The following is a 24,809-nucleotide window of genomic DNA, read 5'->3' as shown; positions in this document are numbered from 1 at the left end:
TAACCCTCAGCCTTCGGCAGCCGGCTGCGCAGCCGCCGCTGCGTTCGCCGTCATGTCGGCGGGCTGCGCCGCGCGGCACAGCGCCGTGAGCCACACGTCCTCGCCATGCGGCGCCACGCGCGCGTGGCCCTGCTCCACCACGAGCCGCCACGTGTCGTCGGGCAGCGAGGCGCGATAAAGCACGCGATAGTCGGCACGGCGCGCGAGCGCATCGTTCACGGCCGCCTCGCGCGCCGCGCGGTCGTCGGGATGGATGTGCTGCGAGAGCTCGACATAATGCCGCGGCGCCTTTGCGGGATCGACGCCGAACAGACGGCACCATTCATCGGACACGATCAGCTCGTCTTGCGCGCGCAGCCAGCGCCATGCGCCGAAGCCCGCGATGCGCGCGGCGTCGTTGAGCAGCTGCAGATTCCGCTGCAGCACGAACTCCGCTTGCTTGCGCGCGCTGATGTCGATGGTGGTGCCCACCACGCGCACGGGCCGCCCCGCGTCGTCGAGCAGCGTGGCGACACGCGATTCGATCCAGCGGATCTGCCCGTCCGGAAGAATGATGCGGAAGTCCCACACGCGCGGGGCCTTGCTGGCGACCAGTTCCTTGAGGGCCTCGTCGTTCAGCCAGATCGAGTCTTCGGGGTGCAGGATCTCCCAGAATTCCTCGTTGCTGTGGATCTCGCGGCCGTAGACCTGCGCGCAGTTGCTCGAGTAGATCAGCTCGTCGGCCACGAGATTCCATTCCCATGTGACGATGCCGGAGGACTCCTGGGCCTGCTTCATGCGCGCTTCGTTCGACATGATCTCGGCCGTGTAGCGGCGGCGCAGGTCGGTCATGGGCAGCTCGGTCGTGCCCGCGAGGCCGAGGTCCTTCACGGCGTCGTCGCCGTAGCGCAGCCAGACCCAGTTCACGTCGAGGAACGCCGCGAGGCGGCGCAGGTTCGAATAGTCGATCTCGCCGCCGCGTGTCCACTTGTGCACGGCGGGGCGCGAAATGCCGACGGCGTCGGCCACTTGCTGCAGGCTCAGCTTCTTGTGCTCGAGCAGCACTTTGAGACGGAACGCGAACGTATCCTCGGACATCCATTTCCCTCTATGACGAATCGCGCGGTCGAACGGGTCGAACGGATCAAGCGGACCAAAAGAAAAGGGCGGCATACGCCCCAGGCCGCCGATCGGGCAGGGCAGATGCCGCCGGTGATGCGCCGGTGATCTCCTGGGCGCGCGGCCCGAACGTCGTTCATCGAGCCGCGTATCAGTCGCTAGTTTAACGGATCGGGGCTTGGGCCGTTCCGCAGGGCGCACTCGCGGCCTCGCGTCGCAGGAGGCCGTTGCACGGCAGCCGATTTACAGGTCGATCACGAGGCGCGGCGTGCGCGAGCGCGATACGCACAGCAGGATGGTCTTCTGCGCGGCCTTTTCGTCGTCGTCGAGATACTGGTCGCGATGGTCGGCCTCGCCTTCGAGGATCGCGACTTCGCAGGTGCCGCACACGCCTTCGCGGCACAGCGACTCCACCGTCACGCCGGCGCGCTCGATGGCCTTGAGGATGGTCTCGTCCTCGCCCACTTCGAGCTCGATGCCCGACTTCGCGAGCACCACCGTGAAGGCCTTGCCGGCCGTATCGGTGGCGGCGAACTGCTCCGAGTGCAGTTGCGCCTTCGGCCAGCCGAGCAGCGCTGCGTTGGCGTAGACGGCGTCGTTCAGGCCCTGCGGGCCGCACACGTAGACGTGCGCGTCGGCGGGCAGGTTCTTGAAAAGCTTGAGCAGGTCGAGGCGCTGGCCCTCGCTATCCACATAGCAATGCACGTTGGCCGCGTGCGGGCCGGCCTTCAATTCATCGACGAAAGCGCCGTGCTCGGGGCTGCGGTACGCGTAATGGAGTTCGAGTTCGAGATCCTCGGGGCGATGCTCGGCGAGCTGCGCGAGAAACGGCGTGATGCCGATGCCGCCCGCGATGAACACATGACGCTTCGCGCCCGGCGCGAGCTCGAACAGATTCGCGGGCGAGCCGATGGCGAGGCGCGTGCCGGCCGCCACCCTGTCGTGCATGAACGCCGAGCCGCCGCGCGAAGCCTCTTCGCGGCGCACGGCAATCTGATACTGACGCGTGTCGTGCGGCGAGCTCAACAGCGAGTACGCGTTGTGGTGCCACGCATCGCCTTCCTGCATCGAGACGAGCACGTGGGCGCCGCCGTTGAACGAGGGCAGCGGCGCGCCATCGGGCAGCGCGAGCGTGAAGCGCTTGATGAGCGGAGTGAGTTGCTCGACGGCGACAACGTCGACAGTGATCGATTCGCGGGCGTTCATGGTGCCTTCCTTTACCGCAGGCCGCCGCGCTCTTCCGCTCGGTTGCGGGCAGGCGCGCGCCTGGGGATGCTTCGTTATTGCCCGTACGGGTATTTCGGGCGGTTGATTCTGAATCCGGAAAAAGGAGCGGATGCGGCGCGGACCGCACCCGCCCGAACGTCAGCGCGCGTTAGCGCGCCACGCCTGCCATGCAGAGGTACTTGATCGACAGGAAGTCTTCGATGCCGTACTTCGAGCCTTCGCGGCCGATGCCCGACTGCTTCACGCCGCCGAACGGCGCGACTTCGTTCGAGATCAGGCCCGTGTTGATGCCGACGATGCCGTACTCGAGCTGCTCGGCCACGCGCCAGATGCGGCCGATGTCGCGGCTGTAGAAGTACGCCGCGAGCCCGTAGATCGAATCGTTCGCGAGCTGCACGACTTCGGCGTCGCTCGAAAAGCGCACGATGGGCGCGACCGGCCCGAAGATTTCTTCGGAGAGGACAGCCATGCCGGGCTTCGCGTCGGCGAGCACGGTGGGCGCGTAGAAGTTGCCGCCGCGTGCGTGCGGCGCGCCGCCCGTGACCACGCGTGCGCCTTGCTGGACCGCGTCGCGTACGAGGCCGTCGACCTTGTCGCGCGCCGCTTCGGTGATGAGCGGCCCGATGTTCACGCCCTCGGCGAAGCCGTCGTCCACCTTGAAGGCGGCCACGCGCTCGGCGAAGCGGCGGCAGAACTCGTCATAGACCGAGTCGTGCACGTAGAAGCGGTTTGCGCAGACGCAGGTCTGGCCCGCGTTGCGGTACTTCGAGAGCAGCGCGCCTTCGATGGCGGCGTCCAGATCGGCATCGTCGAACACGATGAACGGCGCGTTGCCGCCCAGTTCGAGCGAGACCTTCTTGACCGTATCCGAGCACTGGCGCATCAACAGACGGCCCACTTCGGTCGAGCCCGTGAACGTGAGCTTCTTGACGAGCGGGCTCGACGTCATTTCGAGGCCGATCTCGCGCGACTTGCCCGTGACGACGTTGATCACGCCGGCCGGAATGCCGGCCTGCTCGGCGAGCGCCGCGAGCGCGAAGGCCGAAAACGGCGTCTCGTTGGCGGGCTTGATGACGATGGTGCAGCCGGCGGCCAGCGCCGGTGCGGCCTTGCGGGTGATCATCGCGGCCGGGAAGTTCCACGGCGTGATGGCGGCGACGACGCCCACCGGCTCCTTCGTCACGACGAGGCGCTGGTCGGGGTTCGGGCTCGGGATCACGTCGCCGTCGATGCGCTTGGCCTGCTCGCCGAACCATTCGATGAACGAGGCGGCGTAGCCGATCTCGCCGCGTGCCTCGGCGAGCGGCTTGCCTTGCTCGCGCGTCATCAGCTCGGCGAGCGCGTCCTGGTTCGCCATGATGAGCTCGAACCAGTTGCGCAACAGGCGCGCCCGCTCCTTGGCGGTGGTGGCGCGCCAGGCGGGGAACGCGCGGTTAGCGGCTTCGATGGCGGCGCGCGCTTCGGGCGCGCCCATGTTCGGCACGCTCGCGATGCGCTCGCCCGTGGAGGGGTTGTGGACGTCGAGCGTGGCGCCGTCGTTGGCGTCGCGCCACTGGCCGTCGATGTAAGCCTGTTGGCGGAACAGGCCGGGATTCTGCAGGGAATTCATGGGTGTCTCCTGTTGGCCGGAGTGAGTGGGTGAGTACTCACTCCGGCCACATGCTTCGCGGTCGACCAGAGTGAGTGCCCACTCCGGCCCGATGCCAAACGCCGCGCCGCGGCTTCAGTCCTGGTATTGCTGCGCGAGCAGGTTGTGGAAGTGCGCAATGCCGTGCTCGCTGATGCCGCTGCGCTGCTTGTCGACCATGATGCGGCCCTGGCCGCGATAGCCGCGCGACTTCAGGCCCTTCTGCACGCTTTCCACGAGGCGAATGTCTTCCGGGCGGAACACGGTGCGATACCACTCGATCAGCTTTTGCTGCTCTTCGGTCGGCTCGTCGTTCAGGAAGTAGATGTCGTAGTGCTGGAGGGTGACTTCGGCGCTCATCGGAAATTCGTAGATGACCGTCATGAAGTCGCTGCCCGGCGGCACGTTGAACATCGTGCACGGCCACGCCCAGTAGCCGCTGAAGCTCGGGTCCTTCACGGACGGGTCGAGCTTGAACGAGCGCTCCGACGATTGCGCGTGGCCGAACTGCACCGTCCAGTTGCCGTGCAGCGTGTGCGTGTACTGGTCGATCTTCACGGAGTCCGAGAAGCCGGGGTGGGCCGGGCCGCAGTGGTAGCACTCGAGGTAGTTGTCGACGATCGACTTCCAGTTGGCGGGCGTCTCGGTCACGAAGCGCGCGGCCAGCTTGAGGTCGTCGATGACCGGGCAGGCCTTGCGCAGGCTCGCTTCGAGGCCGGGCAGCTGCGCTTCCACGCCTTCCGCATCCGGGTTCAGGTTGATGAACACGAAGCCCGCGTATTCCTCCACGCGCACCGGCACGAGCGTCGAATTCTCCTTGTCGAACGATTCCACGTGGTCGCAGTTGTTGGCGTGCGCGAGCGCGCCGTCGAGCTTGAACGCCCAGGCGTGGTACGGGCAGGTGATGACGTTCTTGGCCTTGCCGCTGCCTTCGAGCAGCTGGTGGCCGCGGTGCGGGCAGACGTTATAGAAGGCGCGCAGCACCTTGTCCTTGCCGCGCACGAGCAGGATGCTCTCGCCCACCACCTCGCGCGTCACGTACGCGTTCGCCTCGGCCAGCTCGCTGCGGTGCGCGACGCAGATCCACGCGTTCTCGAAGATCTTCTTTTCTTCCGCCTTGTAGACCGCCTCGGAGGTGTAGTAGCTCGCCGGGATGGTCCAGGCGAGTTCCGGGTTGGAGCAGAAGTCGGCCGGCAACTTCGGCAGTTCAGGTTTCTTGTGAAATTCGATCGGGAGATAGGTCATGGGGTCCGCCGCACTGGAAGTGGTTAACTGACAGTTACAACAAAACTATGGGTTAACGAAACTATAGGAGAAATCTCATCGGCAGTGGATCAGGGTTATCCCTCGATGCGGTACCAAAAGAATGCCGTTTTGATGCAAAACGCCTATTCTTACCGTTTGAAATCAATAAGGATTGACTTAACGCATTGCAAATGGATTTCTCGGCAGACGTCAATAGGAGGATCCGATAGTGAGACGAAACCGCTCAGCCTGCGTACCATTGTTAACCAGTAGTTTGATGTTAACCGCAGGATAACCACGCCGTGTCAGGACACTGGAACTTCTGGTATCGGGATCGGCGTGGGAGGCGGAGCCGCGTCACGCGGCCCCGCTCGAGCCACCCCACTACTGGAGGAGACATGTCACAAGACGCAATCGCCGACGCGCTGGCCAACGAGCCCTCGCGCAGCAAATCGCGGATCGAATCACGTTCGATCGATTACGTGCCGCTTGCCGAGCGCAAGGGCAAGGCCTGGCACCTGTGGCCCGTGTGGTTCACGGGCGACGCGAACCTCGCGACCATCGCGGCGGGCGCCATCGGCATCAGCATGGGGGGGAACCTGTTGTGGAGCGCGATCGCCATCGTGCTCGGCAATGTGCTGGGCACCTTCTTCATGGCGTTCCATTCGAGCCAGGGGCCGCAGCTCGGGCTGCCGCAGATGATCCAGTCGCGCCCGCAGTTCGGCTACATGGGCGCGTTGCTCGTGTGGGTGGTCGCGCTCGTCACCTATATCGGCTACAACTCGTTCAACCAGCTCATGGCGGGGCAGACCGCGCATCACCTGCTCGGCACCGAGCCGCATGTGAGCTACATCGTCTTCACGGTGGTGTCGGTCGCGCTGGCGGTGTTCGGCTATGACCTGATCCACAAGGCGCAGCGCTGGCTCGCGTTCGCGCTGCTTGCCGCGCTCACGATCTTCAGCATCGGCATGTGCGTGAAGGTGCAGTTCCCCGCTGGCCAGCTGAGCCTCGCCGGCTTCAAGACCACGCCGTTCCTCGTGCAGCTCTTCTCGGCGGCGGCCTATCAGCTCTCGTGGTCGATCTACGTTTCGGACTACTCACGCTACCTGCCGCCCAATACCGGCGTGCGCGCCACCTTCTGGTGGACCTTCCTGGGCGCGCTCATTGGCGGCATCTGGATGATGCTGGTGGGCACGGCGGCCGCGGCGCTGAACTCGCAGATCGAGATCTCGGATGCGGTCCAGCGCGCGGGCGACATGATCTTTCCGGGCTTCGGCACGGTCACGCTGCTGCTCTCGCTGCTGGGGCTGCTCGCCATCACGGGCCTGAACTTCTACGGCGCGTCGCTTACGCTGCTCAGCATCACCGACTCGTTCAAGCCGCTCAAGTCGAACGCCACCAAGCGCATCGTGAGCCTGGTCGTGGTGGCGGTGATGGCGACGTCGCTCGCGTTCTCGGCCTCGGATAACTTCATGGGCAAGTTCGGCGACTTCCTCGGCATCCTCGGCTATCTGTTCACGCCGTGGACCGCGATCAACCTCATCGACTTCTTCGTCGTGCGTCACTCGCACTACTCGGTGCGCGAGATCTTCAACCCGCGCGGCATTTACGGTCGCTGGAACTGGCGCGGCCTGACCGCGTACGCAGTGGGCTTCGTCGCGATGATTCCGTTCTTCAAGACCGACATGTACACCGGTCCGGTCGCCCGCGCGCTGGGCGGCACCGACATCGCGATGCTCGTGGGCCTGCCCGTGGCCGCGCTGGTCTACCTGTGGACCTGCCGCTCGCTCGACATCGAAAAAGAACGCCAGCTCGTGCGCGAAGCCGACCGTGGCCTGAACTGACCCCCGCTGACTATTAAAACATCATGAAATCGAAGCATAAATTGCGGAATACAGTACTCCTGACGGCTTTGCGGGCGGCGATGCTCGCGCTCGCCGCGCTGCCGATGGCCTCGCATGCGCAAAGCAGCGTCACGCTCTACGGCGTGATCGACGCCGGCGTCACCTACGTCTCCAACGCGGGCGGCTCGCATCAGGTGAAGTTCGACGACAGCGTCTCATACGCGAACCGCTGGGGCGTCAAGGGCACCGAAGACCTGGGCGGCGGCAACAAGGCGATCTTCGAGCTGGAGAGCGGCTTCCGTCTGGGCAACGGGCAGATCTCGAACGGCGGCTCGCTCTTTGGCCGTGCTGCCTATGTCGGTCTGCAAGGCGACTGGGGCACGCTCACGTTCGGCAATCAGATCGACATGACGCAGGAGATGGTCTACATGTACAACGTGTCGGGATGGGCGAGCGGCTATGCGATCAACCAGGGGGACTTCGACCGCATGAACGGCGACCATCTGCCGAACGCCGTGAAGTTCATGTCGAACACGTACGGCGGCTTCCAGTTCGGCGGCATGTATTCGTTCAGCAACACGCCGGGCGACTTCCACACGGGCAGTGCGTGGAGCGTGGGCGCGCAATATCAGCATGGCGCGTTCTCGATGGGCACGGCGTACACGCAGTTGAACAACCCCTCAGGCATCTACGCGTTCGATCCGTATGCGCAGATCGGTGTGAGCTCGTTCTTCGGCAAGCCTACCGTGAGCGTCGATTCGGCCACGGGCGCGATCACGGACCTCTACGCGAATACGGCGTTCCCGGTGGACAAGCAGGGTGCGTTCGGCGTGGGCGCGAGCTACGCGATCGGCAATGTCACGCTGATGGGCGACTTCACCTACACGCAAATCAAGGCGTTCGGGCAGAGCGAGCACATGCAGGTGGGCGAAGGCGGCGCGAGCTGGCAGATCACGCCTTCGACGAGCCTCATCGGTGGCTACCAGTACACGCACTTCGACGGGCACCACTGGAACCAGCTTTCGGCGGGCCTGCATCATCTGCTCTCGAAGAACACGGATGTCTACATCTCCGGCGACTGGTTGAAGGCGTCGCAAGGCGTGGATGCGGTGATCGGCTATAGTTTTACGCCATCCACCACGACCACGCAGGCTGACGTGCGCATCGGCATGCGCCACTCGTTCTGATGCCACCGTGAAGCGGGCGGGGCCGCTGCGCCCCGCTTCGCGCCACGTAGTTGCCAGCGCGTTTGCCTCATTACCTGCCATGAAACTTCCCGGCTCTCCCGAACTCGACGACCTGCGTGTGTTCTGCATGGTCGCCCGCAAGTCCAGCTTCAGCGCGGCAGCCGAGGCGCTTTCCGCGTCGGCCGCCTACGTGAGCAAGCGGGTGGGCGTGCTCGAGGCGAGTCTCGGCACGCGTTTGCTGCACCGCTCGACGCGCCGCGTGGCGATGACGGCGGCGGGCGAGCGCGTGTTCGCGTGGGCCGAAAAAATCCTCGACGACGTCGACCAGCTCGTCGAAGACGTCTCCAGCACGCGGCGCATGCCGCGCGGCACGCTGCGCGTGTCGAGCAGCTTCGGCTTCGGCCGCAAGTTCGTCGCGCCCGCGCTGGCGGACTTGCAGGACCAGTATCCGCAACTGAACGTGCGGCTCGATCTGTTCGATCGCGTGGTCGACGTGGCGGGCGAGGGCTTCGACCTCGACGTGCGCATCGGCGACGAGATCGCGGGCCATCTGATCGCCAGGCGCCTCGCGACCAACTATCGGGTGCTGTGCGCCGCGCCCGCGTATATCGAGGCGCACGGCGCGCCGCAGAGCATCGCGGATCTGGAGTCGCATGCGTGCCTCGCGATCAAGGAGCGCGACCATCCGTTCGGCGTCTGGCGTCTCGATTCAGGTGGCGAGACCGTTGGCGTGAAGGTGACGGGGCCGCTCTCGACGAACCACGGCGAGGCCGCGGTGCAATGGGCGCTGGCGGGGCGCGGCATCGTGCTGCGCTCGATCTGGGACGTGCAGCCCTTGCTCGACGAAGGGCGGCTGCAGCGCGTGCTGCCCGACGTGACGCAACCGGCCAATGTATGGGCGGTGTTTCCGGAGCGCCTTGCGCAATCGGCCAAGGTGAAAGTGTGCGTGGATTTTCTCGCCGAAGCGTTCGCGCAGGCCGGGATCGGCGGCGGCGCCGATGCACCGGCACCCAGTACGGCTGCAAACACGCCTGCAAACGCGGCTGCAGATACGGTTGCAAGGGAGCGCAACATCGAATCCGATTGAAAAGGAGGAGCTTTCCGTGATTGATCTTGCCCATGTCCGTTCGTTGCTCGAGGCGCGGCGCTCAGGCCATAGCCTCGCAGGGGACTTCTATACGGCCCCCGCGCTGCACGAACTCGACATCGACGCGGTGTTCTCGAACGAATGGCTGTTTGCCTGCAACGTGGCCGAGATTCCGCACGCGGGCGACTACGTCACGCTCGATATCGGCAAGACCTCGGTGGTGGTGCTGCGCGACAAGGATGGTGGCGTCAACGCATTCTTCAACACCTGCCGGCATCGCGGCTCGCTGCTCTGTACCGAGCCGCAAGGGCATGCGAAGCGGCTCGTCTGCCCCTATCACCAGTGGGTCTATGAACTCGACGGCAGCCTGCTGAGCGCACGGCAGATGCCCACCGGCTTCGACCGCGACGCACACGGATTGCGCCCGGTCCACGTCGAAGTGATCTGCGGCATGGTCTATATCTGCATCGCCGACACGCCCCCCGATATTGCGCGCTTCAAGGCGGCCGTCACGCCGTATATCGTGCCGCACCGTCCCGAGCGCACCAAGGTCGCGTATTCGGAGACCCTCGTGGAGGACGCGAACTGGAAGCTCGTGATCGAGAATAACCGCGAGTGCTATCACTGCGTGGGTAATCATCCCGAGCTGCTGGCCACGCTGATCGAGTTCGCGCTGCCCGACGACCCGCGCGCCAACCGCGATTTCCAGCTATTGATGCAGGAAAAGACGGCGCTTTGGGACCGCCTTGGCTTGCCGCATCTGCCCGCGAATGGCGGCACGGAGTTTCGCTGCATCCGCCTGCCGTTCCATCGCGGCGCAGTGTCGTTTACCTCGGATGGGCGCCCCGCATGCAAGAAGCTGCTTGGCGATTTCACCGAGCCCGATATCGGCTCCGTGCGGATGTTCAGGGTTCCAAACAACTGGAATCACTTTCTCTCGGACCATATCATCCACTTCCGCGTGCTGCCGCTCTCGGCCACGCAGACGGTGCTCAAGACGACCTGGCTCGTGCATGAAGACGCCGTCGAAGGCGTGGATTACGACATCGAGACGCTCACGCAAGTCTGGCGCGCGACCAACGATCAGGACGCCACGCTGGTGGCGCACAACCAGCGCGGCGTGAGTTCGAAGGGGTATCGGCCGGGACCTTATGCGCCTTCGGAGTTCATGCTGACCAATTTCACCGACTGGTATGCGGGGAAGCTGGCGACGTATCTCGAAGGTCTGCCGTCGCGCCATGCGCCGATCCGGCTCGCGATGGCGCCGGCGTGAGACGAGCGCTGTGCGCGGGCGGCTGCATGAGCCATTGCGCGAGCCTTTCGTGCACGGCGGCACGCGTGAAGATCTCGAAGTGATTCGTGTCGGGGAGCACCGTGAACGTGGTCGCCGGGGATTCCCGCTCGAATAGTGCCCGCAGCCGTTGCGCGTCGACGGCCTCGTCATGCTCGCCAATCAGCACCGCGCCACGATCCGCCAGCTTTCGCACGTCGGCGGCGTAACGTGTGCGCGGCTGATAGGAGATGCAGAGCCGGTGCGAATAGGCGAGCGTTTCCGAGCCGTCCCGGAATCGCGCGGGCTTGTTGAATTCGATGACCGGCAGCGCGTCGAAGCCGCGCATGCCAAACCCGTTCAGGATGCTCAATCCCATGATGCGCGCGAGGCTGACCTGTGCCCAGCCGCCCGCCGACCGGCCTCTGAGCGTGGTGGAGGTTGGAATCACGGGGCTCAGCATCAGGAAACGCGAGGCTAGCTTCGCGTAGGCACCGCCCGCAAAGCGGATCACAAACCCGCCTCCGCTCGAATGGCCTCCAAGCACGACGGGTCCATCGAAATGCTGTCTGCGCAGCTCGGCGATCAGATCCGCGATATCGTCTTCGAGCTGGCCCACGTAATCGATATCACCGCGGCGGCGGCCGGACAGATAGTGGCCACGCAGGTTCGGCAGCACGACCTTGGCCGCGCCGGCAGCGGCAATCGCGGCGGCCAGATGATGGTAGGAGCGTCCGTGAGCGGACGATCCGTGGATGAACACCAGTATCTGCTCCGCCGCCGAATCATAAAACCGCCAGGCGAGCTGCTCGCCATCTCTGGCCGTGTATCGGCGCAGTGCCGGCAAATCGGCTTCCGGCGTTCGGGGCAAGGCATCGAAGCCAAACACGTCCCGTTCCTCCTCCTCGCGCGCCGGGCGTGGGGCAATCGCGGCCAGTGCAATGGCAACGGCGATAACCGCGAGCGTCGCCACGAGCATGTGCAGCATCCCAAACAATATGACCACGGGTGTCTCCAGTATTGATGGGTCTTGAATGCGCCGCCACGGCTTCGCGGCGGCGCTTCCTGCCGGTCACACGAGGGGGAGGTAGATATCGGTTTGCCACTGGTCGTGAGGCGTTTCCGGCCAGGCGCTCAGGTAGTGGAAGAACAGCGGATGGTCCCGCAGCTCTTCTCCGCTCGAGGGCAGCCAGTCGCGATAAATCGGGTAGATGCTTTCACCCACGTGGTCGGTCGAGCCGATATGGCGGACCACCGCGCAGCGTCCGCCCGGAATGACGAGCTCGCGCACACCATACGCGTTCGGCGCAACGGGCTCGTTGATCTCGCCGCAAATATCGAAGCGAAAGTCGTCTGCCGGGGTGGTGTCCGGGTTGCTGCGCGGGATGCCGAACGTGCGGCTGGTTTCGATCGGCGATTGGCCGCTTTGCTTGCGCCAGTCGATGAACTTGCGCACGCTCTCGTTCACGAGCCCAGTCGGGCCGCAGTGTTCGAGCGCTGCGACGCGCGTTTCGGAAAAGTCGACAATTCGGACTTGCATGGTGAGCTTCCTCGTAAGGTAGGGGACGACAAAGGTTGCACTCCAGACCTGCCAGTTCGGATGCTGGCGGAACGCGCTTGGCGCCATGCCGAACGCACGCTTGAATGCGCGGCTGAAGGCTTCGGGGCTGTCGAAGCCGGCGTCGAGCGCGGCATCGAGCACCGTGCACGCGTCCTGCGCGGCGAGCCGATGGGCCGCTCGGCGCAAACGCATCAGCTGCACGTAGCGCGCCACCGGCACGCCCACGTAGGCGGCAAACTGGCGGTGGAAGTGGAACCGGGAGAAGTGAGCGATCTGGCTCAGCGTGTCCACCGACAGGTCGCCTTCAAGGTTCGCGTCGATGTGTGCGAGTACGGCGTCGAAACGTTTCGTGTAGGCGCGTGTGGCGTCGGTGTGGGCTTGCATGGGCTGGAGCAATCAAAGCTGCGATGGACGTATGATCGCCCAGATGCGCCGCTGCGCACCTAGCCGCGCTTGCTCTATTGAGTGAATTGCCCGAGGGGTGTTGCGGCGGGGGAGAGCGCCGCATGCTGCAGATTTGCGATGATGCCCCCCGCCTGGCGCAGGGGAGCAGGGGCCGGGATCGCTCAGATACTGGCCTGATTCACGCGCTTCGTCAGTTCTTCCGCGCTTTCCTTGCGCTCGCTGTACCGGTCCACGAGATACGGACCGATATCGCGGGTCAGCAACGTGAACTTGACCCGTTCCTCCATTACGTCCACGACGCGGTCGAAATACGCCGACGGCTTCATGCGGCCGGCTTCGTCGAATTTCATGAAAGCCTTGGCCACCGACGACTGGTTCGTTTTCGCGGGCTGCAATTGCGCGATATCGGGAACGCGGAACAGCGCGGGGTCGACTTGTGGCAGGTCAGTCATGGTGTTTCTTCTGTAGTCCTCAGGCACATTCGTACCAGTCTTTTGAACGGTTGACGATGCGCACCACCAGCAGCATGACCGGCACCTCGATCAGCACGCCCACGACCGTTGCAAGCGCGGCGCCCGAGTGGAAACCGAACAGGCCGATCGCGGTGGCGACAGCCAGCTCGAAGAAGTTCGATGCGCCAATCAGCGCCGACGGGCAAGCGATAGTGTGCTTTTCGCCGACGGCGCGATTGAGCCAGTACGCCAGCGCCGAGCTGAAGAACACCTGGATCAGGATCGGCACGGCGAGCAGCACGATGACGAGCGGCTGCTTCAGGATGGCCTCGCCCTGGAACGCGAACAGCAGCACCAGTGTCGCGAGCAGCGCCGTGATGGACCAGGGCCCGATCTTCGCCATGGCCGAGTCGAAGGCCGCCTGTCCTTTGCCGAGCAACACCTTGCGCAGGATTTGCGCGAGGATCACCGGGATCACGATGTAGAGCACGACCGAGGTGAGCAGCGTCGCCCACGGCACCGTAATCGCGGAGATGCCGAGCAGGAGGCCGACGAGGGGCGCGAAAGCGACCACCATGATGCTGTCGTTGAGGGCGACCTGCGAGAGCGTGAAGAGCGGATCGCCGCCGGTCAGACGGCTCCAGACGAACACCATCGCTGTGCAGGGCGCCGCGGCCAGCAGGATGAGGCCCGCGACATAGCTGTCGAGTTGCGCGGCGGGCAGCATCGGTGCGAAGAGGTGCTTGATGAAAAGCCAGGCAAGCAGGGCCATCGAGAACGGCTTGACCAGCCAGTTCACAACGAGCGTCACGCCGATCCCCTTGATGTGCTGGCGGACTTCATGCAGCGAGCCGAAGTCGACCTTCACGAGCATCGGGATGATCATTACCCAGATCAGCAGGCCGACCGGGAGATTGACCTGAGCGTATTCCATCCGGCCGATCGTCTGGAAGACGGCTGGCAGAAGCTGGCCGAGCAGGATGCCGGCGACGATGCACAGCGCGACCCAGACGGTCAGGTAGCGCTCGAAGAAGCTGATGGCCGGCTTCGTTGCGGTCTTGCCCGAAGCGGCAACATTGGGGGTGTTCATGGGACAACTCAGTGGAGCAGGGTTCAGCTTTGCAGGATGTCGTTCAGCACTTGCTGAAGCTCGGCATTGCTGAGACGGTCCAGCGGAAGCTCGAGCAATTGCAGCATGCGATAGCCGATCGCCTGGCGTGTCAGCTCGAACGCTTGCCGCTTGCCTTCGTCGCCGCCTGGCGCGTTCGACGGGTCGGCGTACCCCCAGTGGACCTTGACCGGGCTGCCCGGCCAGAACGGACATTGTTCGGCCGCCGCGCTGTCGCAGACCGTGATGACGATGCGCATCTGCGCAGCGCCGTCTTGCGCGAATTCATCCCAGCTTTTGCTGCGATAGCCTTCGGTATCGATACCCGCGTTCGTCAGCGCTTCGAGCGCGAACGGATTGATGCGGCCGCTCGGGGCGCTGCCTGCGCTGAACGCGCGAACATCCTTGCCGAGCTTGCGGGCCCAATGGTTCAGCATGCCCTCGGAGAGCACGCTGCGCGCGGAATTGTGGGTGCAGAGAATGAGTACGTTCGTGGTCATTTCAGAAGATGCCTTATCGCTTGCCGGTATAGGCCAACGGGTTTGCCGCGCGGAGCGCAGCGAACCGAAACAGAAGGCCCTCCATCAGCATTTGCATGCGTCCGCGCCCGGCTCGAGGCAAGCCTGGCCCTGGCAGCAGTTTTCGGTCAGATAGCCCAGCAGCGCGTTCATCTGCCCGAAGGCGGTCCGATAGATCAGGCTGCGCCCATCGCGCTCCTGCGTGATCAGCCCCGCGTGCATCAGCTCTTTCAGATGAAAGGACAGCGTCGCGTTGGGGATATCGAGTTGTTCGGCGATGGTGCCAGGCGTCAGACCCGCGGGACCGGCCACGACCAGCATCCGGAACACACGCAGGCGAAGCCCGTGAGCAAGTGCCGCAAGGGCGCGGATAACATCGTTCTCTTCCATATTTCCAATATAATAGAAATGAAGATGATCGGCAAGCGAGTCACCAAACCGATGATTGAGCAAACGCCACGACTGATACCGTTAGCGGGCCGTTTTCATCGATATTTGGGGTCGAACGCGTTATGTGCGCCGTGAATGAATGCGCGAATCGATGCGGACTGGGAAATGCGCCGGGCGGCGAGGAGGGAGGGCGCGCACTGTCGTGTGAAACCGGACAGCGGCGCCTTTCGAGATGCGCTGGCGCTAGCTGCGCCAGGCGGAGCCGGGGCGGGCGGCGCAGTGGCCGTCCCGCTCCGGTATAGGCTTACTCGGCGGTTGCGAGCTGGCCTTTGGCTGCAGCGCCTTCAGCGCGATCATGGCTTTGCTGGTGCGCGCGCGCGAGGCGGCCCATCAGCGGCAGCAACAGGATGGCGAGCAGCGCGCCAGCGGCCGCGAGCCAGCCGAGGCCGTTGAAGAGCTTCTCGTAGAGCGGCAGCGATTCGAGCGGCGAGAGGCTGCCCTCGGGCATCTTCGCGTACGTGGCAACCACGCTGCCGAGGTATTGCGACACGCCCGTGGCCACGAAGTACGCGCCCATCATGAAGCCGCTCATGCGTGCGGGCACATAGCGCGCGATCATCGCGAGGCCGAGGCCGCTCACGAGCAGCTCGCCGAGCGAGTAGAGGCCGTAGCCCGCCACCATGAACCACGACGAGACGCGGCCTTCCACGGCGTAGCGGCCGCTCGCCGCGAACACGAAGAAGCCCGCTGCCACCACGACGAAGCCGAGCGCATATTTGGCTGCGACCGGCACGTCGCCGCCGCGGCGCGCGAGGCCCGAGTAGATGGCCGCGAGGATCGGGCTCATCACCATGATCCAGATGGGGTTCAGCGCCTGGAACTGCGCGGCGCTCCAGCTAAAGAGCGTGGTGCCGAACAGGTTGAACGCGGGGTCGACGTTGTGCACCGCGAACAGCGTGAGCGAGGTCGACATCTGCTGGTAGAACACGAAGAACAGGATCACCTGCAGCGTGAGGATCAGCGCCGCCGTGAGACCCGCGCGCTCCTGGCGCTCGCAGGTGACGAGCATCCAGCCGAAGATCGCGAGAATGGCCGCAGCCGCCGTGTAGACGCACGCCACGGCGAGCTTCTTGTCCTTGAGCACGAACAGCGTGGCCGTGCCGAGCACGGCGGCGCCGATCAGCACCCACGCGAGGCGCTTCCACTGTACGGGCTCGGCGTCCGGCGCGGAGCCGATATGCGCGAGCGTGCGATGCATGAGGAAGAAGTTGGTGATACCGAGCGCCATGCCGCCGCAGCAGACCGCGAAGGCGGTGTGCCAGCCCCAATGGTCCTTGATCCACGGCGTGAGCAGCATCGAGAACGTCGAGCCGATGTTGACCGCCATGTAGTAGATCGTGAACGCGGCGTCGATGCGCGATTCGTCGCCTTCATAGATGCGGCGCACGAGGTTAGCCGCATTCGACTTGAACAGGCCATTGCCGACCACGATCACGCCGAGCGCGGCGTACATGAGCGTGAGCCCGTCGTTGGGGAGCGCCAGCAGCAGATAGCCGGAGAGCAGGATGACCGCGCCGATCAGCATCGAGCGGCGCGCGCCGAGCACGCGGTCGCCGATCCAGCCGCCGATTGCCGGCGAGGCATAGACGAGCGCGGCAAACGCGCCCCAGGTGAGGGTCGCATGCTCTTCCGTGAAGCCGACCCGTTGAACCATGAAAAGAACGAGCAGCGCCGCCATGCCGTAGTAGCCGAAGCGCTCCCACATCTCGATCAGGAAAATTGTCGAGAACGATTTCGTCCTGGAAACCGATGAATTCATTGTGACCTCAATTTGCTGCGAAGGTGGCGAAGACACGCGTTTTGCGTGTGAAGCGCGCGGCAACTTACGCCAGACGTTGCGCGGCTTGCGTTGACGGCGCTTATGGCGCCCCTTGATTTCATGCCTCCTCCTCGACCGGTGTGCGGATCACGCAGGCACCAGGCTTACAATTTCATATTTCTTGCGTTGGTCCGGCGGTGGCGCTTGCGGGTCTCGCTGGCGCACGTTTCCGGTGCCGGATCGTATAAGTGAGAATCCGACAGGGCGCAAGGGTATCAAATCAGATTTACACTTATCAAACAAATTTTGATGATTTTTTGCGTGCCTGATCCGGTTTCTGCCTGTGGAAACCCGGATGTGGCCGTGCGGGGCTTGGGGAGAAGGTCCGCGTGCAGTGGCAGCGGCTGAATCAGGCGCGCTGGACGTTCTGCGGAAAATGTGCAGGAGTCCCAAGCCTGGAAGCCATGTTCTGGCTACGATTCGGACCCGGGCGACAGGGCGTACCGGCTCGTCGTGGACGTGCCGCTCGAGGTGTTCGGATCGATGCGGCACCAGCGCCGATCAACGCCGATCAGCGCCGGCCAGTGCCGCTCAGTCGCGCGCGGCCACTGCCGGGCCGGCGCTTCACGCGCTTTTCTTGGCTGGCACTTTGGCTGGCGTCCTGGTTGGCGCTTTTGCCCGCGTGCTCGCCGGCGCTTTCTTCGTCTTCTTGATCTGGTTGAATTCGATGGCCGCGCGAATGAGCGCCTTCAGGGCGCGCGCATTGACCTTGTCGCCCTCGAAGAAGTCGATCGCGCGCCGCGCATTGCCATCGAGCCCGGCGTTGAACAGCTTGTCGGGGTCGGGGAGGCTCGCGCCGTACTGGAACGTGAGCTTCACCTTGCCCTTGTGCGCATTGGCGACCGCGATGATGCCGTCGCGATACCACACGGGGCTGCCCATCCACTTCCATTCCTCGACGATCTCCTTGTCCGCATCGAGGATGGTCTTGCGCACGGCGGCGAACGTGGCACCGCGCCAGTCGGTGATGCCAGCAATCAACGCGTCGATTTGCTCGGATGGGGTCATGGGCGCTCCCTGTCTTGTTGTCGGCTGTTTGATCGTCGGCATTGCAGCCGGAACCCGATGTGCCACTGCCGGCGGCGGGCGGAGGCGCCATTATCCAACTTGGCGCCATTGCCCGTATTTTGCGGGGACGGCGAGCAGTGCGCCCGTCCGTTGCCATGACGTCCGACTATGCCTTAGTGGCGCGATTGACCGGAATCCGCGCGTCGATGCCGGACTGGCCGTCGCGGTTCATCCACATGACGGCCTGTGCGGAGCAAGTTCAAACGTGAGTTGTCCTGAACCGAAGGACGGGCGCGCTAGTCCGTGGATTCGAGCAGCCCGAGCATGAGCGCGCGGCGCACCGCGTGCTTGCGCGAACTCGCATCGAGCTTGCCGAACAGATTCTTCAGGTGCCACTTGATGGTTTCTTCGCCCACGCCCATCGCAAGCGCGATTTCCTTGTTCGACAGCGTGCGCCCGAGCAGTTCGAGGATCTCGCGCTCCTTGGGCGTGAGGACGACGCCCGACACCGCGCGCGTTTGCGGTGCTGCGCGAATCACGCGGGGTGCGGCGATCGGGTTCGGGCCGCGCGCGGCGGCGCCGGGCGTGGTTTCGAGCGTGCGCCGCGCCCAGTCCGCCACGGCGGGGTGCAGATCGGAGAGCGTGCGGGCGAGATGGAAGGTCTGCGCGAGGTCGATGGCTTCGATGAGCAGCGCGCGGCCGCTTGCGCCCGTCTGCTCCAGCGCGTAGGCGCGCAGCGCCATGATCGCGATGCCGTCGCAGCGGCGCTTCATGGCGTCGGCAAGCTGTGCCGCCTCATCGAGCGTGTCGAGCGCCTGTTGCCAGCGGCGCGCGGCGATGGCGGCGTTCGCCTGGGCGAGTGCCCGCATCAGCAAGATTTGCCGGCGCCATAGCGGCCGTTGCGGCGCGGCTTCGTTGAGCACGAGCTCGTCGATGCGCTGCATGAGCGCCTCGCAGGTCTGCACGCGATAGCAGCTCGCGTGCAGGCGCACCTGTTCGGCCAGGCTCGCCATGGACAGGCGCGGCAGCCGCCGCGTCACGCCGAGCGCATGCAGCGATTCGAGCAGGTCGAGCGCCCGGTGCTCGGCGCCGCGTGCCGCGGCGATGCGAGCCGCCGTGCGCCACGCAAGGATCACGGTGTCCGGGGTTCCGCTGCGCTCGAGCACGTCGAGCCGGTTGGCGAGCAGGGCGGCCGCTTCATCGACGCGGCCGGTTTCGTAGGCAAGCGTCGCGCATAACGTGGCCAGCATGCAGCTGAGCGGATGGCGGCGGCCTAGATCCGCATCCGCGCTGGCGAGCGCCGGCGTCAACACGGCGTCGGCCAGTTGAAGCTGACCCTCCCAGAGGTAGCTGAGCCCGACCACGAAGGCGCCCCAGCGCCCCACGTAGCTTTGCTGCGCGGGCTCACGCGGCGCGCGCGGCAGGCGCTGCTGGAACTGCCGGGCCTGGGCGGGCTCGCCCAGCGCGAGCGCACGCGCGCCGAGCCGGTTCGCGTGCACCTGGGCGAGCCACGGCTGAGCGTTCGGTGCCGCGTCCATCCATGGCTCGAACAGGGCGATGCAGCGATCGATATCGTCCGCGAAGTACGCGGCGGCGCTCAGGATCAGCGCGCATTCGTAGCGCAATTCGGCATCCACGCCCGGGCCCGCGAGCACACGTTCGACTTGCCGGCCGGCCTCGGGGTGGCGCTCGCCGAGCGCAAGCGCCCATGCCGCGGCAAGCCGCAGGCGCGGGCGCGCTTCGAGCTCGGCCTCGGGCAGCAGTTCGAGCCACTCCAGCATGGCGCTCAGGTGACCCTGGCGCACGGCGTCCAGCAGGCTGCGCTCCGCCAGCTCGAACGCGAGCCGCTTCTGCCCAGCCGCGTGCGCATGGCGCGCCGCCCGTTCAGTCATGCCTTGCTCCGCGAGCCAGGCGGCGGCGCGTGCGTGCAATTGCACCTGTGTTTGCGCCGGGGTTTGCGTCGGGGGGTGTGTCCGGGCTTGAGTCTGAAATTCCACGCCCTCGGCCTGCGGCCCTTGCGCGAGGCGCGCGCGCAGCACGTCGCGCACGAGCCCATGGAGCTGGAGCCATTCGTTGCCGTCCGCAGCCGTGAAAATCGGCGTGTCGCGCGCGAGACGCGCGAGTTGCTCCGCCGCTTGCGCCTCGCCGGTCAGCGCGGCGCACAGTGCCGGGTGGAGCGTGTCGACGATGCTGATGCGCGTGAGGAAGTCGACATCGGCAGGCGCGAGCCGGGCGATCAGCGCCTGCACGAGGCGCTCGCGCAACTCGCCGGACACGCCTTCCAGCGGCTCGACGATCCGGCGCGGATCGCTCGCGCGCTCCATGGCGGCCAGCGCCAGTTGCAGGCCCAGCGGCCAGCCTTCGCAGAGCTCGAAGAGGCGCGCGCTGGCGTCGGCGTCGATGCGTTCGCCGAAGCGCGCGGCCGCGAGCGCGATGGTTTCGTCGACCCTGAAACGCAGGGTGTCGGTATCCACCCGCGCGCACTGGCCGTAGGCGAGCAGATCGGCGAGCGGCGCGTCGAGCCCGTGCCGCGCCGCCACGATCGTGCGCAGGTTCGGCGGCGCGTTGTGCAGGATATAGGCGAGCGCATGCACGCCGGAGGCGGGCAGCCGTTCCGCTTCGTCGACGATCAGCACCAGCTCGAACGAAAGCTGTGCCACCTCCGCGAGCCAGGCCGTCACGCCTTCCAGCTCGTGCGCCGCGCCGACCACGCCGTCGGCCAGATGGCGCGCGAAGGCCGGACGCGCGCAGGCCGTGCGCACCGCCTGCACGAGGCCGGGCACGAGACGCTGCGCGTCGTCGCGCTCATCGGCCGAAAACCAGCCGACGGCGGTGCCCCGGGCGAGATGTTCGCGCCGCCAGAGCGCCAGCAATGAGGTCTTGCCGAACCCCGCCGGCGCCTGCACCAGCACCGCCGGGCACTCGCGCACGGCCGCGTTCGCGGCGCCCAGCCGCGCGCGCGTGAACAGGTGCGCCGGCTCGCGCGGCGCGATGGTTTTCAGGACGAACTCGCTGGCGGCGCGCCCGGCGCCCGGGGCGCCTGGGGCTGAGGGGGGGGCTGCGGGGGGCACTGAGGGGGGCATCGGGCAGGCAGGATCGAATCGGTCGACCAGTCTTGCGGGCTGGCCGGTGCAGGGGGGCGGCCTGAAAGCATCGGCTGGACAGGCGGCCCGCGTCAAGCCCCCCGCGCTTTAAGCCCCCCCGCGCGGAGGGGGGCGGTTGTGCACCGCGCCGCTACCATGCTTTCAAGGCCGGCGAGGCCGCAAGCGACGCACGCCGGCTGCGCACCGGACGGAAGCGGCGCCGTACGGAAGCGGCACCAGACGGAAGCGGCACCAGACGGAACCGCAACCAGGACCCGGGCGGCACATGCGAGGCCCGCATCCTTTGCCTGGCGGATTTATGTGAGCTTGAGTCCATGTATCGCCATTTCCTCGTTCTCGTGGATGACTCTGACGCCGGCATCGACACCGTGGCTCATGCGGTTGCGTTGGCGCGCTCGGTTGGCGCGCGCGTGACGTTCATGCACTGGGTGCGCGAACCGCGGGAGGGGGCGCGGGCGGCGTCCGGGCGCCTGCTCGACGATTGCGTGCGCGAGATGGTCGCCGCGAAGGCCGAGGCGGCGGCGCGTGCGCTGGGCGTGCCGTGCGAGTCGATGCGCGTGACTGGTGCCACTGCGCAGCGTGCACTAGCGAGCGATGCCGGCGCTCGCGGCTGCGACCTCGTTTGCGTCGCGGCGCAGGCGGTTGTGGCGCGAGATGGCGTGGGCGAGGCTGCCGATGCCGACGCCGACGCCGACGCCGACGCCGACGCCGACGCCGATGCCGATGCCGACGCCGACACGGGCATCGCGGCAGGCTCGGTTGCCGCGCCGTTCGCGGCCGCCAACGTGCCGGTGCTCAGTTGCGCCGTGCGGCGCAGCCCGGCTGCGGCGCGTGTGGTGGCGACGCTCTACCGCGCCCATCGCGCCACGGCCGTCGCGCTGTGCGAGCGGCTGGCCCATAACGGGCTGGCCCATAACGGGCTGACCCATCCCGGACTCGCCGCCTTGCGCATCCCGCGCTTCGGCACCGCAGACGGGTGCCTGCTCTCGTCACTGCTGCGCGGGCGCACGAGCGTGGTCGATGCCGAGCTTGGCGAGCTCGAGCGGCAGCATCAGCGCGGCACGGTCCTTTTCGAGGAGCTTGAGCGTGTCGCCGCCGCCAGCTCCGCCGGCGTCGCGCCGCCCGAGCGTGTTGCAGAGGCGTTGAGCGGCTACGCGCAGTTTGTCTGGGAATATTTCGGGCGCAAGGAAGGCGTGATCGTGCCCGCCGCGCAGCGCTATCTGCGCGAGGACGACTGGCACGAGATCGAGGCGGCTTTCGCCACTGCCGCCACGCTTGCCGGCACAGGCAGGCTGCAGCCCAATGAGACGACTCGCGGGCCGCAGGGCCGGCGAGCCTGAAAAGACGAATATCGGAGGAGACACAGTTGCATACGCATTCCATCGAGGCCGGCATGCACGCGCAAGGCGCGGTCGATTCTTCCCCGCGAGCCTATGCGTGGGTCGTGTTCGCGCTGACGTTCGCGCTATTGCTGTCCGACTACATGTCGCGCCAGGTGCTCAATGCTGTCTTCCCGCTCCTCAAGGCGACATGGGGGCTCTCGGACACGCGGCTCGGCTCGTTGAGCAGCATCGTCGCGCTCATGGTCGGCGTGCTTACGTTTCCGCTTTCCGTGTTCGCCGACCGCTGGGGCCGCGTGCGCAGCATCGTCCTCATGGCGGCGCTCTGGAGCCTCGCCACGCTCGGCTGCGCCGCCGCGGCCAGCTATGGCGAGATGCTGCTCGCGCGCGCCTTCGTGGGGCTGGGCGAGGCGGCGTACGGAAGCGTCGGCGTCGCGCTGATCCTCAGCATCTTCCCGGCGCGCCTGCGCGCGACGCTCACTGGCGCGTTCATGGCTGGCGGTGCGTTCGGGTCGGTGCTGGGCATGGCGGCGGGCGGCATGCTCGCCGTGCACGTGGGCTGGCGTGCCGCGTTTGGCGCGATGGCGTGCCTTGGCTTCGTGCTCGTGCTCGCGTTTCGCCTCGTCGTTACCGAAGCGCGCATTGCGCAGGACCGCGGCGCGCGCCCTCGTGCGCGCGGTGTGGCGAATAACGCCGGACGCCCCGGCCTGCGCAACGTGTTCGCGGGACTGTTCTCGTCGGTCTCGGTGATCTGCGCCTATCTTGGCAGTGGCCTGCAGCTCTTCATCATGGGCGCCGTGGTGGCCTGGATGCCGAGCTTCCTGAACCGCTACTACGGCATGGCGCCCGACCGCGCGGCGGTGGCGGCGGCGGTGTTCGTGCTGCTAGGCGGGACCGGCATGATCGTGTGCGGCGCGCTGACCGATCGCGTGAGCCGTGACGCACCCGAGCGCAAGTGGACGATGGCGATCGTCTTCTCGCTGCTGTCGTTCGCATTGCTCGGCGGCGGCTTCTACGCGAGCCCGGGCCCGCTGCAACTTGTGTTGCTGGGCGGCGGCATTTTCGTCGTGGCCGGCACGTCGGGGCCGGCCGGCGCGATGGTCGCCAATCTCACGCCCGAGTCGATTCACTCGCCGGCGTTCGCCACGCTCACGCTCGTGAACAACCTGGTCGGGCTCGCGCCGGGGCCGCTCGTGACGGGCTTTATCGCGGACCGGATCGGCCTTCTCGGCGCGTTGCAGGCCGCTCCGCTCGTGGCGCTCGTGGCGACCTTCGCGTTCGCGCTTGGCAAGCACCGCTATGGCGCGGGGCTGCAGGGCATGCGCCAGCGCCACCCGGTGGCCGCGCTTCAATGAACCAGCCGTGGAGCATTCATCGATGAATACCCCGCTTTCTCCCGCACGGGAGTTGCGCGTCGAGTTTTATTTCGACTTCGTATGCCCGTGGTGCCTGATCGGCAAGCGCAACCTCGAAGCGGCGATTAGCGCGCTCGAGGCACGCCAGCCTCGCGTGAACGTGCAGATCGTATGGCGGCCGGTCGAGCTGCTGCCGCATACGCCTGTGGGCGGCGTGCCTTACGAGGCGTTTTATCTGGCGCGTCTGGGCAGCGCGCAGGCGGTGGCGCAGCGGCGCGCGCAGGTCATGCAGGCGGCGCGCAGCGCAGGCGTGGAGATTGCGTTCGAGCGTATTCGCGTGTTTCCGAATACCGCGGCGGCGCATGAACTGGTTGCGCGAGCAACTTATCGCGCGGACGGACACGACAGCGGCCGGCAGGCTGCCCTGATCGAGCGCCTCTTCACTGGCTACTTTTGCGAGGGCGAAGATATCGGTGATTTGACCACGCTCTCGCGGATCGCGCTTGCATGTGGTATTGGCGATGCGGCGCCCGCGCCGCGGCCGGATAGCACTGCGGTGCAAGTCGAAGGCGTGCCTTACTTCGTGTTCGGTGGGCGCTACGCGGTGTCGGGTGCACAGCCGCATGGTGTGTTGCTCGATGCGATGCTGCGCGCGGCGGATCTGATGGAGGCACAGCCCCATGGCGCATGAAATCGCAATTGGCGATGCGGACAGCCTGGAAGCGGGGCAGCGCAAGCTCGTGTTTATCGGCGGCGGTCGCAGTGTGGTGGTCTTCAACGTGGCCGGCCGTCTTCATGCGATTGAGAATAGTTGTCCGCACAACGGGGCGTCGCTCGCCAATGGGCGTCTTGATGGCAGTGTGCTTATTTGCCCGGCGCATGGGTTGCGGTTTGATCTGGATGCGGGCTGCTCGCCCGGAGTGGGGAAATTGTGTCTGGATTTCTTGCCGATTAGGGCCGTGGGCGGGCAACTGATGATCACAGTCGACGGGCAATGAGGGTTGGTATTGCGTCTTTGCGCGCGCTATTGCGCTCTTTGTATGTTTGAGGTTTGGTTCGGTTCGATGTTGGCCTTAACTTGTTTTCGCGGCGGGCCGCAAGCGT

The 24,809-nt window shown here is 65.9% G+C and carries 20 protein-coding genes and 1 pseudogene; 8 read left to right on the top strand and 13 right to left on the bottom strand.

Annotated features, from left to right (window positions below; all coding sequences use genetic code 11):
- Positions 1 to 6: 6 nt before the first annotated feature.
- The 4 genes from BO1_RS54510 to BO1_RS38160 all read right to left on the bottom strand — a co-directional run bounded on the left by BO1_RS54510 (position 7) and on the right by BO1_RS38160 (position 5,197).
- Positions 7 to 1,077: a helix-turn-helix domain-containing protein gene (locus tag BO1_RS54510; protein WP_043288329.1), complete on the bottom strand. Its 1,071-nt coding sequence runs from the start codon at positions 1,075 to 1,077 to the stop codon at positions 7 to 9.
- A 264-nt stretch (positions 1,078 to 1,341) separates the two neighbouring features.
- Positions 1,342 to 2,304: a PDR/VanB family oxidoreductase gene (locus BO1_RS38170; RefSeq protein ID WP_028222071.1), complete on the bottom strand. Its 963-nt coding sequence runs from the start codon at positions 2,302 to 2,304 to the stop codon at positions 1,342 to 1,344.
- Positions 2,305 to 2,473: 169 nt separating this feature from the next.
- Positions 2,474 to 3,934 (bottom strand): NAD-dependent succinate-semialdehyde dehydrogenase, encoded by a 1,461-nt coding sequence (locus BO1_RS38165; protein ID WP_028222070.1) that lies wholly within the window; start codon positions 3,932 to 3,934, stop codon positions 2,474 to 2,476.
- 114 nt (positions 3,935 to 4,048) lie between these two features.
- The gene (locus BO1_RS38160; RefSeq protein WP_043288326.1) at positions 4,049 to 5,197 is read right to left on the bottom strand and encodes an aromatic ring-hydroxylating oxygenase subunit alpha; all 1,149 of its coding nucleotides are present in this window, start codon (positions 5,195 to 5,197) and stop codon (positions 4,049 to 4,051) included.
- Between the two features lie 398 nt (positions 5,198 to 5,595).
- Between BO1_RS38160 and BO1_RS38155 the strand changes: the two genes are divergently transcribed.
- From BO1_RS38155 to BO1_RS38140, 4 genes are all read left to right on the top strand, one after another.
- A complete protein-coding gene (locus BO1_RS38155) occupies positions 5,596 to 7,041 on the top strand; it encodes a purine-cytosine permease family protein (RefSeq protein ID WP_028222068.1) in 1,446 nt (481 codons plus the stop codon).
- A gap of 80 nt (positions 7,042 to 7,121) precedes the next feature.
- A complete protein-coding gene (locus BO1_RS38150; RefSeq protein ID WP_167338429.1) occupies positions 7,122 to 8,228 on the top strand; it encodes a porin in 1,107 nt (368 codons plus the stop codon).
- A gap of 79 nt (positions 8,229 to 8,307) precedes the next feature.
- Entirely contained in the window at positions 8,308 to 9,315 is a 1,008-nt protein-coding gene (locus BO1_RS54505; protein ID WP_084688558.1) for a LysR substrate-binding domain-containing protein, read from the top strand.
- Between the two features lie 16 nt (positions 9,316 to 9,331).
- The gene (locus BO1_RS38140; RefSeq protein WP_218002848.1) at positions 9,332 to 10,588 is read left to right on the top strand and encodes an aromatic ring-hydroxylating oxygenase subunit alpha; all 1,257 of its coding nucleotides are present in this window, start codon (positions 9,332 to 9,334) and stop codon (positions 10,586 to 10,588) included.
- Here BO1_RS38140 and BO1_RS54500 read toward each other — a convergent pair.
- From BO1_RS54500 to BO1_RS38095, 9 genes and pseudogenes are all read right to left on the bottom strand, one after another.
- Entirely contained in the window at positions 10,497 to 11,591 is a 1,095-nt protein-coding gene (locus BO1_RS54500; RefSeq protein ID WP_156992626.1) for an alpha/beta hydrolase, read from the bottom strand. The two genes, BO1_RS38140 and BO1_RS54500, sit on opposite strands and share 92 nt — an antisense overlap.
- Positions 11,592 to 11,657: 66 nt before the next feature.
- A complete protein-coding gene (locus BO1_RS38130; protein WP_028222065.1) occupies positions 11,658 to 12,530 on the bottom strand; it encodes an AraC family transcriptional regulator in 873 nt (290 codons plus the stop codon).
- 182 nt (positions 12,531 to 12,712) lie between these two features.
- Positions 12,713 to 12,928, bottom strand: a pseudogene (locus tag BO1_RS38125) (arsenical resistance protein ArsH); the annotation flags it as partial.
- A gap of 94 nt (positions 12,929 to 13,022) precedes the next feature.
- Positions 13,023 to 14,093, bottom strand: coding sequence for an ACR3 family arsenite efflux transporter (gene arsB, locus BO1_RS38120; RefSeq protein ID WP_028222063.1), 1,071 nt, complete (start codon positions 14,091 to 14,093; stop codon positions 13,023 to 13,025).
- A gap of 23 nt (positions 14,094 to 14,116) precedes the next feature.
- Positions 14,117 to 14,611: an arsenate reductase ArsC gene (locus BO1_RS38115; RefSeq protein WP_028222062.1), complete on the bottom strand. Its 495-nt coding sequence runs from the start codon at positions 14,609 to 14,611 to the stop codon at positions 14,117 to 14,119.
- Positions 14,612 to 14,695: 84 nt separating this feature from the next.
- On the bottom strand, positions 14,696 to 15,019 hold the full coding sequence (locus BO1_RS38110; RefSeq protein ID WP_028222061.1) for an ArsR/SmtB family transcription factor: 324 nt from the start codon (positions 15,017 to 15,019) through the stop codon (positions 14,696 to 14,698).
- A gap of 304 nt (positions 15,020 to 15,323) precedes the next feature.
- Positions 15,324 to 16,838 carry a peptide MFS transporter gene (locus tag BO1_RS38105; protein ID WP_028222060.1) on the bottom strand — a complete coding sequence of 505 codons (1,515 nt, stop codon included), beginning with the start codon at positions 16,836 to 16,838 and terminating at the stop codon, positions 15,324 to 15,326.
- A gap of 624 nt (positions 16,839 to 17,462) precedes the next feature.
- Positions 17,463 to 17,906: a DUF1801 domain-containing protein gene (locus BO1_RS54495; protein ID WP_043288321.1), complete on the bottom strand. Its 444-nt coding sequence runs from the start codon at positions 17,904 to 17,906 to the stop codon at positions 17,463 to 17,465.
- 296 nt (positions 17,907 to 18,202) lie between these two features.
- A complete protein-coding gene (locus tag BO1_RS38095; protein ID WP_043288318.1) occupies positions 18,203 to 20,989 on the bottom strand; it encodes a LuxR C-terminal-related transcriptional regulator in 2,787 nt (928 codons plus the stop codon).
- A 335-nt stretch (positions 20,990 to 21,324) separates the two neighbouring features.
- On the opposite strand from BO1_RS38095, the gene BO1_RS54490 reads away from it, so the two are divergent.
- From BO1_RS54490 to BO1_RS54485, 4 genes are read left to right on the top strand one after another with little or no spacing between them, the layout of a single operon-like run.
- The gene (locus BO1_RS54490; RefSeq protein ID WP_052409753.1) at positions 21,325 to 22,350 is read left to right on the top strand and encodes a universal stress protein; all 1,026 of its coding nucleotides are present in this window, start codon (positions 21,325 to 21,327) and stop codon (positions 22,348 to 22,350) included.
- A 53-nt stretch (positions 22,351 to 22,403) separates the two neighbouring features.
- Positions 22,404 to 23,705 (top strand): MFS transporter, encoded by a 1,302-nt coding sequence (locus BO1_RS38085; protein WP_028222058.1) that lies wholly within the window; start codon positions 22,404 to 22,406, stop codon positions 23,703 to 23,705.
- Positions 23,706 to 23,727: 22 nt separating this feature from the next.
- Positions 23,728 to 24,396: a DsbA family oxidoreductase gene (locus BO1_RS38080; RefSeq protein ID WP_028222057.1), complete on the top strand. Its 669-nt coding sequence runs from the start codon at positions 23,728 to 23,730 to the stop codon at positions 24,394 to 24,396.
- Positions 24,386 to 24,703, top strand: a complete 318-nt coding sequence (locus tag BO1_RS54485; protein ID WP_043288317.1) for a Rieske (2Fe-2S) protein — start codon at positions 24,386 to 24,388, stop codon at positions 24,701 to 24,703. Before BO1_RS38080 ends, BO1_RS54485 begins: the two co-directional genes overlap by 11 nt.
- Positions 24,704 to 24,809: the final 106 nt, after the last annotated feature.

The sequence above is a fragment of the Paraburkholderia oxyphila NBRC 105797 genome (assembly GCF_000685075.1).
Lineage (GTDB): Bacteria > Pseudomonadota > Gammaproteobacteria > Burkholderiales > Burkholderiaceae > Paraburkholderia > Paraburkholderia oxyphila.
The sequence above is the reverse complement of the archived record's forward strand: the minus strand, read 5'-3'. Positions and strand labels throughout refer to the sequence as shown.

Excerpts from the sequence above, each read along its gene's own strand:
- BO1_RS38130 (WP_028222065.1), bottom strand. The coding sequence starts at position 12,530 with ATGCAAGCCCACACCGACGCCACACGCGCCTACACGAAACGTTTCGAC.
- BO1_RS54485 (WP_043288317.1), top strand. The coding sequence starts at position 24,386 with ATGGCGCATGAAATCGCAATTGGCGATGCGGACAGCCTGGAAGCGGGG.
- BO1_RS38160 (WP_043288326.1), bottom strand. The coding sequence starts at position 5,197 with ATGACCTATCTCCCGATCGAATTTCACAAGAAACCTGAACTGCCGAAG.
- BO1_RS38095 (WP_043288318.1), bottom strand. The coding sequence starts at position 20,989 with ATGCCCCCCTCAGTGCCCCCCGCAGCCCCCCCCTCAGCCCCAGGCGCC.
- BO1_RS38155 (WP_028222068.1), top strand. The coding sequence starts at position 5,596 with ATGTCACAAGACGCAATCGCCGACGCGCTGGCCAACGAGCCCTCGCGC.
- BO1_RS54505 (WP_084688558.1), top strand. The coding sequence starts at position 8,308 with ATGAAACTTCCCGGCTCTCCCGAACTCGACGACCTGCGTGTGTTCTGC.
- BO1_RS38150 (WP_167338429.1), top strand. The coding sequence starts at position 7,122 with ATGCTCGCGCTCGCCGCGCTGCCGATGGCCTCGCATGCGCAAAGCAGC.
- BO1_RS38165 (WP_028222070.1), bottom strand. The coding sequence starts at position 3,934 with ATGAATTCCCTGCAGAATCCCGGCCTGTTCCGCCAACAGGCTTACATC.
- arsB (WP_028222063.1), bottom strand. The coding sequence starts at position 14,093 with ATGAACACCCCCAATGTTGCCGCTTCGGGCAAGACCGCAACGAAGCCG.
- BO1_RS54510 (WP_043288329.1), bottom strand. The coding sequence starts at position 1,077 with ATGTCCGAGGATACGTTCGCGTTCCGTCTCAAAGTGCTGCTCGAGCAC.
- BO1_RS38170 (WP_028222071.1), bottom strand. The coding sequence starts at position 2,304 with ATGAACGCCCGCGAATCGATCACTGTCGACGTTGTCGCCGTCGAGCAA.
- BO1_RS38110 (WP_028222061.1), bottom strand. The coding sequence starts at position 15,019 with ATGGAAGAGAACGATGTTATCCGCGCCCTTGCGGCACTTGCTCACGGG.
- BO1_RS54490 (WP_052409753.1), top strand. The coding sequence starts at position 21,325 with ATGTATCGCCATTTCCTCGTTCTCGTGGATGACTCTGACGCCGGCATC.
- BO1_RS54495 (WP_043288321.1), bottom strand. The coding sequence starts at position 17,906 with ATGACCCCATCCGAGCAAATCGACGCGTTGATTGCTGGCATCACCGAC.
- BO1_RS38080 (WP_028222057.1), top strand. The coding sequence starts at position 23,728 with ATGAATACCCCGCTTTCTCCCGCACGGGAGTTGCGCGTCGAGTTTTAT.
- BO1_RS38105 (WP_028222060.1), bottom strand. The coding sequence starts at position 16,838 with ATGAATTCATCGGTTTCCAGGACGAAATCGTTCTCGACAATTTTCCTG.
- BO1_RS38115 (WP_028222062.1), bottom strand. The coding sequence starts at position 14,611 with ATGACCACGAACGTACTCATTCTCTGCACCCACAATTCCGCGCGCAGC.
- BO1_RS38085 (WP_028222058.1), top strand. The coding sequence starts at position 22,404 with ATGCACGCGCAAGGCGCGGTCGATTCTTCCCCGCGAGCCTATGCGTGG.